The following is a 12,489-nucleotide window of genomic DNA, read 5'->3' as shown; positions in this document are numbered from 1 at the left end:
GGCCCTAACCGTTCGGGCTTCCTGTCCGGGTTCTTCACCCTGGTCGGCACCCACGGTCTGCACGTGACCAGYGGTCTGATCTGGATGGCGATCATGATGTACCAGGTGCAGAAAAAAGGCCTGACGGCGACCAACAAGACCCGTCTGAGCTGCCTGAGCCTGTTCTGGCACTTCCTGGACGTGGTGTGGATCTGCGTATTCACCGTTGTTTATCTGATGGGGACTATGTAAATGGCTAACGCGCACTCTCATGACGACGCCGGTCACGGCAGCGTCAAGTCCTACGTCATTGGCTTCGTCCTGTCGGTAATCCTGACCCTGATCCCGTTCGGTCTGGTGATGTACCCGTCGCTGCCGAAGTCGCTGACCCTGTGGATCGTACTGGCTTTCGCCGTTATCCAGGTGCTGGTGCACCTGGTGTACTTCCTCCACCTCGACCGTTCCGCCGCGCAGCGTAACAACGTGATTGCGTTTGTTTTCGCCGCGATCGTGATTGTCCTGCTGGTTGGCCTGTCGCTGTGGATCATGTTCAGCATCCACACCAACATGATGGCGAAGTGAGGTAAGTCCGGATGTCCTTTAAGCACTTTATCCAAATCACCAAACCGGGGATCATTTTCGGTAACGTGCTTTCTGTGGCAGGCGGATTTTTCCTGGCCTCCAAAGGGCATGTCGATCTGGCCATTTTCCTGGCCGCGATGATCGGCACGTCCCTGGTCGTGGCTTCCGGTTGCGTGTTCAACAACTGCATCGACCGCGACATCGACCTGAAGATGGAACGCACCAAGAACCGGGTGCTGGTCCAGGGCTTGATCTCCCTGAAACTGGCCCTGGCTTATGCGACCGTCCTGGGTGTCGCCGGCGTTGCGTTGTTGTACAAGGTGGCCAACCCGTTGGCCGCGTTGTTCGCGGTGATCGGTTTTGTCATCTACGTCGGCTTCTACAGCCTGTACCTCAAGCGCAAGTCGGTTCACGGCACGCTGGTGGGCAGTCTGTCGGGGGCGATGCCACCGGTGATCGGTTACGTCGCGGTCAGCAATAACTTCGACATGGCCGCACTGACGTTGCTGGTGATGTTCAGCCTGTGGCAGATGCCGCATTCCTACGCCATCGCAATCTTCCGCTTCAACGATTACCTGGCCGCATCGATTCCGGTGCTGCCAGTGAAGCGCGGCATTGAAGTGGCCAAGAAACACATCCTGCTCTACATCCTGGCCTTCCTCGTGGCGACCTTGATGCTGACCTTCAGCGGCTACGCCGGCATGAGCTACCTCGCCGTCGCCGCGGCCATGGGCATGTACTGGCTGTACATGGCCTGGACCGGCTACAAGGCAGTGGATGACACGGTCTGGGCACGCAAGCTGTTCGTGTTCTCGATCTTCACCATTACCGCGTTGAGCGTGATGATGTCTTTGGACTTCAAAGTGCCGAGCGAGTTGTTGCTGACGTACGCGCCTTAAGCGTCGGATGTTGTAAAGAAAAGCCCCGCCCTTCGTGAGAAGGGCGGGGCTTTTTCGTTTAATCACGATTGGTGTACAGGCAATAAAAATCCCCGCTTGATGGCGGGGATTTTTGTGTGCAGCGTTTAGCGTTACTGCGCGGCGATGCTGTAACCGTCGAACGCGGTCTGCTGCTGCAGCGCGGTGATGATGTTTTTTCGGTTGACCGGTTGTTCGGCCCCGGCATTGTCCAGGAACGTCTCGCTTTCCAGCTCCGCTTCTTCACCTTCGCCGACGAAAGTGAAGCCCAGGAATTCCAGCGCTTCACGGTCAACGTTCAGGCGCGAGCGCGGGGTGCGCAGGGGCAGGGTGACGCTGATGCCGTCCTTGCTGATGGTGAACACTTCGACTTCTTTTTTGGCGCGAGCCGCTTTGCTCTTGCCGCTGCTCGGGTTGCTGATGGCTTGGTGAGTCTGGTTCAGCACTTTCAGCGCCAAGCCATAAACGATTTCCTGGAACGCCGGGTCGTCCTTGAAGCTGGACAGAATGCGGCTGATCGGGAATTTGCTGCTCAGGTCTTCCAGGGCGGCAATATCGGCCGCTTCGGCGTCTTTCAATTGCTTGAGTTCGCCCATCAATTCGTAGGCTTTATCGTCATCGAAGCTGTCGTGAGCCTGGCGAATCGCGGCGCGCAGTTCGCGGATCTGGTCGCTTTCCCGGGTGGATTGAAAAGCGTCCAGAACCATCTCGCTGATGGTCTTGGCCTGAGGCACGTGTTGTGAAAGATTGATGGAGTTTTCGTATTCCGCTTTGGACGACAAGGTGACTACGGATTCAGCGGTATTGGAATCGGACATTGAAATTTCACTACTTCTTTAACTTGGATAGAGGCGAGAAAGCACGGGGCTTTTTCAGGCCGCCTAATCTATTGGACCAGCGCTGCGTTGTCACGGATGAACCGGTGGCTGGTCTGCATTTTTGGTGAGAGCGCTTTTAGCTGACTGACATCTGCGGGCGTTTTGCCTGGAGTGTCAGTAGCACCCRATAAAGTTTCAGCGCCCGCCCGCTGATCAATCCGCAGACAAAACCTGACGCCGTGGCCTTGAGCAGCAACATCTCAACAGTGACGGCGAACTCCGGATGCACCTCATCCTGATAGCCAAAGTAATAGTTCACGGCAAAAAACAGCAGGTAGAGCACCGGTGTTTTAACCGTGCCCGGCACGATCAGCCCGGTTTCCGGATCATCCAGCTCAATACCCTTGTGCGCAAATACAACCAGTGCCGTGAGGCTGCCCATAATGACGGCGGCCAACCAGCAGCCAATCGATAGTTGAGGGTTCAGCGTCAGGTTCAGCGAGTACAACGACCAGCCGAGCAAAAGCGGTGGAGTGACAAGCAACGACGTTTTGCTTTCATGGGTTGGGGATAAGGCTTTGACGCCGTAGTAACAGAGCAGCAGAAAGATCGCATAAACCCATAGCGGGGTGTTTTGCAGGGTATTGAGCATTACGTAGCATCCGTGCCGGGAATGAAGAGTCCGGATAATAGCTGCTGCCATGGCCGAGGCTATCGACTATTTCCCCGTCGAATTCATATTCATCGAACGAGTCATCCATTGCTCCGCCGTTTGCTCATCCACCGGTAAGGAGAAGCGAAAAGTCGCGCCGCGTCCCGGCACATCAATCAGCTCGATCTCGCGACCGTGCAATTGCAGGATTCGGTGCACGATCCGCAATCCCAGCCCGCCATCGCGCCGTGCGCCACCAATGTTGAATGGACGCAGGAACAGCCCTTCACGTAATGGGGGGGCGATGCCAGGACCGGTGTCGCTGACGGTCACTTCGATAAAAGACCCTTGGGGGCGGAGGCTGAGTTCGATTTCTCCGCCTGGGGGCGTGTGGCGTAGGGCGTTGTCGAACAAATTGGTCAGCACCCGCTCGATCAGCCCCAGGTCGGCGCAGGCCACGGCGACGTTGGGGGCGAAGGTGGCCTTGAGTTCAATCTGGCGCGCTTCGGCGCTGAGTTCGAATTTCTGAAAAATGTCCTGCACCAGATCGGTCAGGGAGAAACGCTCCAGCACCGGTTGCACGAAACCGTGTTCCAGCCGCACCAGTTCCAGCAGTGATTGCGCCAGGCCGCCGACCTTGCGGCTTTGATCCAGGGCGATTCCCAGATAACGACGGCGGTCGGCGGGGGACAAGGTGGCGTCCTTGAGCGAAAGGGTTTCCAGGTAACCGTGCAGCGAGGCCAGCGGTGTGCGCAGGTCGTGGGAAATGTTGGCCACCAGTTCGCGACGCTCCTGATCCTGACGGGTCAGCGAGCGCCATTGTTCACCGAGGCGCGCTTGCATCTGTCGGAAGGCTGCGTCGAGTACGGCTATTTCATCGTGGCTGGCGGCCTTTTCCATGGGCTCCGGCTCAGGTTCGGGCGAAGCGGTCGGAACGCCGTTGATATCGAACTGACTGACTTTCTCGGTCAAGCGACGCAATGGCCGGGTGATCAGGGCGAATGCCGTGAGGCCGGCAATCAGGCACAGCAACGCCACCAGTCCGATGGACAACAACGCGGTATTGAGTGCGGCGCTGGTGGCTCCGCGCTCGGCGAAGCGGTCATGCGCTTCGCTGAGCAACACCACGTACAGATAACCGGCCGGCTGACCGTTGACCCGCAAAGGCGCGGCGCTGAACACCTTGCGACCATCGACGCTGCGTGGATCGTCGCCGAGAATCGGCAATGCCTCGCCTTTGAGCAAGCGCTGGATTGGCAGCAGATCGACCTGCTCCCTGTGTATCCGGCCTTCGGGCGCGGCGCTGCCGACAATCCGGCCTCCTGTGTCCAGCAGATAGACCTCGACACTGGGATTGACCAGCATCAGCTGGCTGAACAGTTCGCGCACCGCATTGGGCATCGGGCCATTGCGGTCCATCAGCACGGTGTCGTGGGCAATGTGTTGCGCCAGATCCCGCGACAAGCCTTGCACCACTTCCAGTTCATGCATCTGACTGGAGCGCACCTGCATCCACGCCGAGGTACCGCAGCACACCAGCAACAGCACGGCGAACACCAGGGACAGGCGTTGAGTCAGGGTCAGCCTCATGGCTGCTCTCCGCTTGCTGCGAATTTGTAGCCACGGCCCCACACCGTGAGGATGCGCGCCGGTTGCGCCGGATCGGCCTCGATCTTTGCCCGCAGGCGGTTGATATGAGTGTTGACCGTGTGTTCATAGCCTTCGTGGCTGTAGCCCCACACCGCATTGAGCAGGTCCATGCGCGAGAAGACTTTGCCAGGCTGACGGACAAAGAAGTACAGCAGGTCGAATTCCCGTGGCGTGAGGTCAAGACGCCGGCCGTCGAGGGAGACTTCACGGGTGATCGGGTCGATGGACAGGCCATCGCTGATCAGACTGCCAGCATCCATTTTCAGATTGCGGGCCATGGCGTCGACCCGTCGCAGCAGTGCCTTGACCCGTGCCACCAGCTCGAGCATGGAAAAGGGTTTGGCCAGGTAATCGTCTGCGCCCAGCTCCAGTCCCAGAATCCGATGTACTTCGCTGGAGCGCGCACTGGTGATGATGATCGGTGTGTAACGGGCCATGGCCCGGGCGYGGCGGCAGATTTCCAGGCCATCGACGCCGGGCAGCATCAGGTCGAGGATCAGTGCGTCCCAGCTTCCTTGCTGCAACAGACGCATGCCCTCGTCGCCGTCGGCGCAGTGCACCACCTCGAACTGCTCATCACGCAGATGCAGGCAGATAAGGTCGGCGATGTGCAGGTCGTCCTCGACCACCAGGACGCGTTTGGTCTGTTCCATGGAGCTCGATCCTTTGTGACGCAATGAACACATTGTGCGGGTTTTCCTGAGGTTGAGTTATCACGAATTATTTAACTCCTCGTGAGGATTTGGCGATCAACTCAAGCCTAGGCTGTGTTCCATGCAAGGCACCTGGAATTTTGGAGAAGGCCATGTTTTCACGGCGACAGTTTCTTGTAGCGAGCGGCGGGCTGGGGGCTGCAGCCCTGGTGATCGGTGTATTGCCAAAATTTTCCACAAGCGTTGCGCTGGTCGATGAAGCCCGCGCGCAGGAGGTTTTCGAGGTGACCCACAGCGACAGCGAATGGCATGCCCGGCTCAGCGCCGAGCAGTACGAAATACTGCGCGAAGAGGGCACCGAACGGGCCTACAGCAGCCCGCTGAACAACGAGCACCGCAAAGGCGTTTTTGCCTGCGCCGGTTGTGATCTGCCGTTGTTTTCTTCCGACACCAAGTTCGACAGTCGTACTGGCTGGCCGAGTTTCTGGGCTCCCCTGGACAACGCGGTGGCCACCCGACAGGACCGCTCCTTCGGTGTATTGCGCGAAGAGGTGCACTGTCGTCGTTGCGGCGGTCATCTGGGGCATGTCTTCGAGGATGGGCCAAAGCCCACCGGGCTGCGCTACTGCATGAACGGCCTGGCGCTGACCTTCAAGCCACAGGCGTAATCCATGGGCACTTCCTTTCACTCACTTCATGCAGGTCGACGATATGTGGCTTCTGGTCCTCGCTTATCTCGGTGGTGTGCTGACGATTGTCAGCCCGTGCATTCTGCCGGTATTGCCCTTTGTCTTCGCTCGCACCGGGCAGCCGTTTATGAAAAGTGGCTTGCCGCTGCTGGCGGGGATGGCGCTGACCTTCGCGCTCGTCGCCTCGTTGGCGGCGGTGGGCGGCGGTTGGGTGGTGCAAGTCAATCAATACGGTCGCTGGCTCGCGTTGCTGTTCGTTGCACTGTTCGGGTTGACGCTGTTGCTGCCGCGGTTGGCCGAACGCCTGACGCGTCCACTGGTGGCAGCCGGCGGTCGGCTGTCGCAAGCCGCGGGCGCCGATGCCCGGCCGCGTCCCGGCGCTTCATTCCTGATCGGCGTCGCCACGGGCCTGCTCTGGGCACCCTGCGCCGGGCCGATTCTGGGTTTGCTGCTGACCGGTGCGGCGCTGCAAGGGGCAAGCATCGCAACCACTCTGTTGCTGCTGGCTTACGCGGCCGGTGCCGCCACTTCTCTCGCTGCGGCACTGCTGCTGGGCGGTAAAGTCTTCGCCGCAATGAAGCGCTCGATAGGCGCGGGCGAGTGGCTGCGTCGAGGCCTGGGCGCTGCGATGCTGGTTGGTGTGGTGGCGATAGCCCTGGGACTGGACACCGGGATTCTGGCGCGGGTTTCAACGGCGTCCACCGGCGGTCTCGAACAGGCGCTGGTCAACCGGTTGGCCAGTAAGACTCCGGCCAACAGCGGGGCGATGATGGCGCAGATTCCACGGGCCGGCGATCAACCCGCCGGCGGCATGATGGCCACTGGAGATGCGATGAAAGTGACCGCGAACGCGCTGCCGATTGAGGGCAGCCTTCCATCCCTGGACGGCGCCGTGCAATGGCTCAACTCGCCCCCACTCACCGCTCAGGCGTTGAAGGGCAAGGTCGTGCTGGTGGATTTCTGGACTTACTCCTGCATCAACTGCCTGCGCACCCTGCCGTATGTGAAGGCCTGGGCTGAGAAGTATCGCGATCAGGGTTTGGTGGTGATCGGTGTCCATGCGCCCGAGTTTGCCTTCGAACGGGATGTGGGCAATGTCACCAAAGCCATGAAGGACCTGGGCATCACCTACCCGGTGGCCATCGATAATGACTACAAGATCTGGCGTGCTTTCAACAACGAATACTGGCCGGCCCATTACTTTGCCGATGCTCAGGGACGCATTCGTTATCACCATTTTGGTGAAGGCAAGTACGCCGAGTCCGAGCAAGTGATTCAGCAACTGTTGCGTGAGGCGGGAGCGGCGAAAGTCGCGCAGGGGCTGATCAATGCCAACGCCCAGGGTGTTCAACTCGCCCCGGACATGAATGAAGTGCAATCGCCCGAAACCTATGTCGGCTACCGGCGGATGGAGCATTTCGCCTCTGAAACCAGCCTGGTGCCGGACAAGGCGACTGCCTATAAGCCACCGTCACAACTGGCCCTCAATGACTGGAGCTTGGACGGTCAATGGGCTGTCGGTCCGGAGCGGGCCGTTTCAAACGCTGCGGCCAGTCGTATCGTCTATCGCTTTCACGCTCGCGACTTGCACTTGGTGTTGGGCCCCGGTGCTGACGGCAAACCGGTGCGTTTCAAAGTGTTGATCGATGGCAAGCCCCCAGGTGATGCCCACGGTATCGACGTCGCGCCTGATGGCCGCGGCAGCGTCACCGAGCAGCGGTTGTATCAACTGGTACGCCAGAGCACAGGCGTAAAAGACCGGACCTTCAGCATCGAGTTTCTCGATCCGGGTGTGTCGGCGTATGCGTTTACCTTTGGTTGATAGCCCCCATTCATTCAGGAGACAGCCCATGAAAACCCCATTCAACTGGCGTCGCACATTTCTGGGTTTGGCCGCCGCCAGCGTTATCGGTCAGTGCTCTGCATTCTCGTTCGCAGGCGCCGAAGAGGCGGTCCTCATCCCGGCGCCGACGCTTGATGAAACCACCCAGGCGCACAGCGAAACGGCGGTTTTTGCCGGCGGTTGCTTCTGGGGCGTCCAAGGCGTGTTCCAGCATGTCAAAGGGGTGAAAAATGCGGTTTCCGGTTATGCCGGTGGCGCAGCCAATACCGCTCAATACGAGCGGGTCAGCGAGGGTGACACCGGCCATGCGGAGGCCGTCGAAGTGACCTTCGATCCCGCTCAGGTCAGTTACGGAAGCCTGCTGCAGATCTATTTCTCGGTGGTCCACAACCCCACCGAACTCAACCGCCAGGGCCCGGACCGAGGCACTCAGTATCGGTCGGCGCTATTCCCGAAAAGCACCGAACAGCAACGCGTCGCCCAGGCTTACATCACCCAGCTCGACGCTGCCCATTCGTTCAATAAACCGATTGTCACCAAGCTGGAAAGCTACAACGGTTTCTACCCGGCGGAAGAGGAGCATCAGGACTTCCTGACCGAGCATCCGACCTACCCCTACATCGTGATCAATGACCTGCCGAAAGTGGCGCAGTTGAAGCAACTGTTTCCGAATCGGTATCAGGAAAAACCAGTATTGGTGAAAGCGGGCATGCAGGGCGGCTGACAGGACGGAGTCGCCTCACCCAGAAATCAGGTTCTTGCCCGCGATTTTCGACCGATACAACGCCTGATCGGCCCTGGCCAGCAACCCGGTCTGTTGTTCTTCTTCAAAGCGCTGCACCACGCCAAAACTCATGGTCACTTGATAGTCCCCGACCGGCAGCAGGCTCGCCAGGCCATGACGGATTCTTTCAGCGAGTGACCTGGCGTCGGCCAACAAGGTATTGGGCAAAATCAGGATGAATTCGTCACCGCCCCAGCGCGCCAACAGATCGCCTTTGCGCACGCAGTGCTTCACACTCTCGATCACTTGCACCAACGCTGCATCTCCCAGGGCGTGACCGTAGTGATCGTTGATGTTTTTGAAGTCATCGAGGTCCATGGCGATCAGCGACAGGGGTTCGCGGAAGCGTTGGGCGCGGTCGCATTCCTTGGGCAGGGTTTTCTCCAGTCGATAGCGATTGGCGATGCCGGTCAGCACATCGGTTTCTGCCAATTTACGATTTTCTTCGAGTTGAATCTGTAACTGCTGATTGACCCGGGACAACTCCCGAGTGCGTTCCTTGACGATGGCTTCCAGGGATTGATTACGCCGCTCCATTTCTTCGATCAGGCGTTTCTTGTCTTCGATGCTGCGGTGCGCGCCGATCATTCGCGCCACCGAGCCGTCGGCATTACGTGCCAGCACGTAGCCGCGATCCTCGATCCAGGTGTAAGTGCCATCGTGCATGCGACAGCGATACTCGGCCTGATAACCGGGAGCGCGCTGATCCAGGTAGTCATCAAACAACGCCATGACCCGCGAATAATCGTCGGGGTGGATCACGTTTTCCCAGGTCAACACATTGTTGTCCAGGGAATGAGGCGTATAGCCGAGCATCTCGTACCACCCGGGGTTGCGATAGACGAACCCGGTGTTGGCGTTCCAGTCCCAGATACCATCGCTGACCAGTTCCAGAATGGTGTGCAGCATGTCTTCGTTAAAATCTGACAGATCGAACTTCAACGGCTCGATTTTCGATGCCTCACCCATCATCGGTCTCCCTGCCGTCCTGATATTAACGTGACTCGTCAGTCGAGGAGATTAGTTCATGGCGTATTGCCCCGGCTAGTGCTTGCCCCACCACTGCAGTGCAAAGTCAACGAAGCTGCGCAATTTCGGCAAACGGTAGCGGTCCTGGGCATACACCAGGTTCATCGGCCGACTTGGCAGTTGGTAGTCCTGCATCAAGGCCACCAGTTTTCCGTCCCGAAGGTCTTGTTCCACCAGCGCATCGGGAACCATCACGATGCCCATGCCGGTTCGCGCCGCTTGATGCAACCCCGCCGAGCTGTTGATCAACATCGGCCCGCTGACCGCCACCATGACTTCACCTTCGGGCCCCTTCAGGCGCCATTGTTTGGCTACCGAGTGCCAGTCATCTCCGGCCGGGTAGGCGAAGGCCAAACAGTCATGGTGTTGCAGGTCGGCGGGTTTCTGCGGTGTGCCTCGACGCTCCAGATAATCCTTCGATGCGCACAGGGTCATCGTGTAGTCGATGAGCGGGCGAGAAATCATGTTGGACAGCTCGGTCGTGCCCAGACGAATCGCCACGTCGAAACCGTTGTCGAGCAAGTCCAGGCGCTGGTTGGTCAAAACGACATCGAGTTTGACTTGCGGGCAGCGCAGGGTGAATTCGCTCAGGGCCGGTGCGAGCCGTTCGGTGCCGAAGGTCAGCGGTGCGGTGATGCGCAGAGTGCCGCTCGGCTCGTCGAGGGTTTGTTCGGCCAGGCGTTCGGAGTCAGCCACCAGCCCCAGCACTTCGAGACACCGCTGATAGTACGCCGTGCCGAATTCCGTCAAACGCTGACGCCGTGTCGTACGGTTGAGCAAGCGCACACCCAGGCGTTGCTCCAGAGCCCGCAGATGATTACCGACCATGGTCGTGGACATTTCGCACTGCAAAGCGGCGGCGGTCATGCTGCCGGCTTCCACCACTCTTACGTAAACGGTCATTGCCTGGAATAAATCCATTATCAAGCTCAGCTTTAAAATGATTGAAGTGTTGCGGTATTTATCCAGCTCAGGTGGCTAACCATACTGCAAAAACACCGACTATTGATGGAGCTTGATGTCATGACCGCCACCTGCCTGATGAGCACTTACCAACCTCTGGCCCTGAGTTTCAGCAAAGGCCTGKGCACGCGCCTGTGGGATCAGGCCGGTCGTGAATACCTGGACGCGGTGGCGGGCGTGGCGGTGACCAACGTCGGTCATTCCCACCCGCGAATCGTGTCGGCCATCAGCGAACAGGCCGGGTTGCTGTTGCACACATCCAACCTGTACAGCATCGACTGGCAACAGCGACTGGCGCAGAAACTGGTTCGGCTGTCGGGCATGGAGCGGGCGTTCTTCAATAACTCCGGTGCCGAAGCCAACGAAACTGCGCTGAAACTTGCGCGGCTTTACGGCTGGCACAAAGGCATCGAGCAGCCGCTGGTAGTGGTCATGGAGAACGCTTTCCACGGACGGACCCTCGGCACCTTGTCGGCCAGTGACGGCCCGGCGGTGCGCCTGGGGTATAACAAGTTGCCGGGGGACTTCATTAAAGTGCCATTCGGCGACCTCGCTGCCCTGGAGAAGGCGCAGAAAGCCCACGGCCCACGCATTGTGGCGATTCTGATGGAGCCGATTCAGGGCGAAAGTGGTGTGCAAGTGGCGCCGCCTGGTTATCTCAAAGCAGTGCGTGAGCTCTGTGACCGACGCGCCTGGTTAATGATGCTCGACGAAATCCAGACCGGCATCGGCCGTACCGGCCAGTGGTTTGCGTTTCAGCACGAAGGCATCATCCCGGACGTCATGACCTTGGCCAAAGGCCTGGGTAATGGAGTGCCCGTCGGTGCCTGCCTGGCTCGGGGCAGGGCTGCGGATTTATTCACACCTGGCAGCCACGGCAGTACATTCGGCGGCAATCCGCTGGCGTGTCGGGTGGGTTGCACCGTGCTGGAGATCATCGAGGAACAAGGCCTGCTGGAAAACGCCAGACTTCAGGGCGAACGCCTGCTTGCCAGATTGCGCGTCGAACTGGCCGACGATCCGAACGTCCTGGTGATCCGTGGCCAGGGATTGATGATCGGCATCGAACTCGCCCAACCAATCCGCGACCTGACCCTGATCGCCGCACGGGATCACGGTTTGCTGATCAACGTGACACGGGGCAAGACCATTCGCCTGCTGCCACCGCTGACGATTGATGAGCGGGAAGTGGAAATGATTGTCAGAGGAGTGGGGCGGGCGGTGAAAGCGGCCTGAATGTGCTCAGTAGTGATACCTGCAAAGCACGATGCGCACCTCACCATTCTCGATTGCATAAACCAGGCGATGCTCGGAGGTGATTCGGCGTGACCAGAGGCCGCTCAGATTGTGTTTGAGCGGTTCAGGTTTGCCCAATCCTTCGAAGGGCTCACGCAGGATCGCCTTGATCAGCAGGTTGATTCGTTTGAGCCCGGCCTTATCGTTTTGCTGAAACCACAAATAGTCGTCCGAGCCTTCAGGAGTGAACTCGATATTCATTCTTCGATAAGTTGCCTGACTTTGGTCTTCCCTGCTCGCAGGTTACCGATTGATTTGATCAGTCGCTCGGCATTGGCTGGAGAACGGAGCAGATAGGCTGTCTCTTCGAGAGCGTTGTACTCCGCCAGAGACATCATCACCACAGGTTCGCCTTTCTGGCGGGTAACCAGTAATGGGGTGCGGTCTTCGTTGACCCGATCCATGGTTTCGGCCAGATGTGCACGTGCGGTGGTGTAGCTGATGGTTTGCATGTTGTAGTCCTCGCTCAAGGCAAAAAACGTACAGAAATGAGTACATGATGACAAGGCGACACCTACGAGTGGTCATTACGCAGACGACATATCCACGCTGGGTTAAAGTATCGCTGAAGCTTCTTCAAGACGTTTCTGCGAACGATGTAATCCCATTCTGACAATCTCGCCAGCTAGTCGTG

15 protein-coding genes are annotated in these 12,489 nt (G+C 58.7%); 7 read left to right on the top strand and 8 right to left on the bottom strand.

Annotated features, from left to right (window positions below):
* The 3 genes from AC1DLB_RS07420 to cyoE all read left to right on the top strand — a co-directional run.
* Positions 1-231: cytochrome c oxidase subunit 3 (locus tag AC1DLB_RS07420; protein WP_477784814.1), on the top strand; the 231-nt coding region annotated here is incomplete at its 5' end.
* Entirely contained in the window at positions 232-561 is a 330-nt protein-coding gene (cyoD, locus tag AC1DLB_RS07415) for a cytochrome o ubiquinol oxidase subunit IV (protein ID WP_007941629.1), read from the top strand.
* 11 nt (positions 562-572) lie between these two features.
* Positions 573-1,460, top strand: a complete 888-nt coding sequence (cyoE, locus tag AC1DLB_RS07410) for a heme o synthase (RefSeq protein ID WP_007941628.1) — start codon at positions 573-575, stop codon at positions 1,458-1,460.
* 131 nt (positions 1,461-1,591) lie between these two features.
* Here the strand turns inward: cyoE and AC1DLB_RS07405 are convergent, their stop codons facing one another.
* The 4 genes from AC1DLB_RS07405 to AC1DLB_RS07390 all read right to left on the bottom strand — a co-directional run bounded on the left by AC1DLB_RS07405 (position 1,592) and on the right by AC1DLB_RS07390 (position 5,251).
* Complete coding sequence (locus tag AC1DLB_RS07405) at positions 1,592-2,296, bottom strand: hypothetical protein (protein ID WP_018930160.1); 705 nt, start codon at positions 2,294-2,296, stop codon at positions 1,592-1,594.
* A 136-nt stretch (positions 2,297-2,432) separates the two neighbouring features.
* Positions 2,433-2,948 (bottom strand): hypothetical protein, encoded by a 516-nt coding sequence (locus AC1DLB_RS07400; protein ID WP_477784813.1) that lies wholly within the window; start codon positions 2,946-2,948, stop codon positions 2,433-2,435.
* 66 nt (positions 2,949-3,014) lie between these two features.
* The gene (locus AC1DLB_RS07395) at positions 3,015-4,538 is read right to left on the bottom strand and encodes a sensor histidine kinase (RefSeq protein ID WP_477745584.1); all 1,524 of its coding nucleotides are present in this window, start codon (positions 4,536-4,538) and stop codon (positions 3,015-3,017) included.
* Positions 4,535-5,251, bottom strand: a complete 717-nt coding sequence (locus tag AC1DLB_RS07390; protein WP_477784812.1) for a response regulator transcription factor — start codon at positions 5,249-5,251, stop codon at positions 4,535-4,537. The genes AC1DLB_RS07395 and AC1DLB_RS07390 overlap by 4 nt, the downstream gene beginning before the upstream one ends.
* A gap of 152 nt (positions 5,252-5,403) precedes the next feature.
* On the opposite strand from AC1DLB_RS07390, the gene msrB reads away from it, so the two are divergent.
* From msrB to msrA, 3 genes are read left to right on the top strand one after another with little or no spacing between them, the layout of a single operon-like run.
* On the top strand, positions 5,404-5,919 hold the full coding sequence (msrB, locus tag AC1DLB_RS07385; RefSeq protein ID WP_018930164.1) for a peptide-methionine (R)-S-oxide reductase MsrB: 516 nt from the start codon (positions 5,404-5,406) through the stop codon (positions 5,917-5,919).
* A 43-nt stretch (positions 5,920-5,962) separates the two neighbouring features.
* Positions 5,963-7,762 (top strand): cytochrome c biogenesis protein DipZ, encoded by a 1,800-nt coding sequence (locus tag AC1DLB_RS07380; RefSeq protein ID WP_477744660.1) that lies wholly within the window; start codon positions 5,963-5,965, stop codon positions 7,760-7,762.
* Positions 7,763-7,790: 28 nt separating this feature from the next.
* Entirely contained in the window at positions 7,791-8,507 is a 717-nt protein-coding gene (msrA, locus tag AC1DLB_RS07375) for a peptide-methionine (S)-S-oxide reductase MsrA (RefSeq protein ID WP_018930166.1), read from the top strand.
* A 15-nt stretch (positions 8,508-8,522) separates the two neighbouring features.
* On the opposite strand, the gene AC1DLB_RS07370 is transcribed toward msrA, so the two are convergent.
* Both AC1DLB_RS07370 and AC1DLB_RS07365 read right to left on the bottom strand, forming a co-directional pair.
* Positions 8,523-9,536, bottom strand: coding sequence for a sensor domain-containing diguanylate cyclase (locus AC1DLB_RS07370; protein ID WP_477744659.1), 1,014 nt, complete (start codon positions 9,534-9,536; stop codon positions 8,523-8,525).
* Between the two features lie 75 nt (positions 9,537-9,611).
* Positions 9,612-10,517, bottom strand: a complete 906-nt coding sequence (locus AC1DLB_RS07365; RefSeq protein WP_026286730.1) for a LysR family transcriptional regulator — start codon at positions 10,515-10,517, stop codon at positions 9,612-9,614.
* 102 nt (positions 10,518-10,619) lie between these two features.
* On the opposite strand from AC1DLB_RS07365, the gene AC1DLB_RS07360 reads away from it, so the two are divergent.
* Positions 10,620-11,795 carry an acetylornithine/succinylornithine family transaminase gene (locus tag AC1DLB_RS07360; RefSeq protein WP_477784811.1) on the top strand — a complete coding sequence of 392 codons (1,176 nt, stop codon included), beginning with the start codon at positions 10,620-10,622 and terminating at the stop codon, positions 11,793-11,795.
* A gap of 6 nt (positions 11,796-11,801) precedes the next feature.
* Here the strand turns inward: AC1DLB_RS07360 and AC1DLB_RS07355 are convergent, their stop codons facing one another.
* Together AC1DLB_RS07355 and AC1DLB_RS07350 are read right to left on the bottom strand one after the other, a co-directional pair.
* Entirely contained in the window at positions 11,802-12,056 is a 255-nt protein-coding gene (locus AC1DLB_RS07355) for a Txe/YoeB family addiction module toxin (protein WP_064616223.1), read from the bottom strand.
* Positions 12,053-12,307 carry a type II toxin-antitoxin system Phd/YefM family antitoxin gene (locus tag AC1DLB_RS07350; RefSeq protein WP_477744658.1) on the bottom strand — a complete coding sequence of 85 codons (255 nt, stop codon included), beginning with the start codon at positions 12,305-12,307 and terminating at the stop codon, positions 12,053-12,055. Before AC1DLB_RS07350 ends, AC1DLB_RS07355 begins: the two co-directional genes overlap by 4 nt.
* Between the last annotated feature and the right edge of the window lie 182 nt (positions 12,308-12,489).

Source organism: Pseudomonas sp. 05N434 (assembly GCF_056396965.1).
This window is presented reverse-complemented; position numbering and strand designations above follow the sequence as displayed.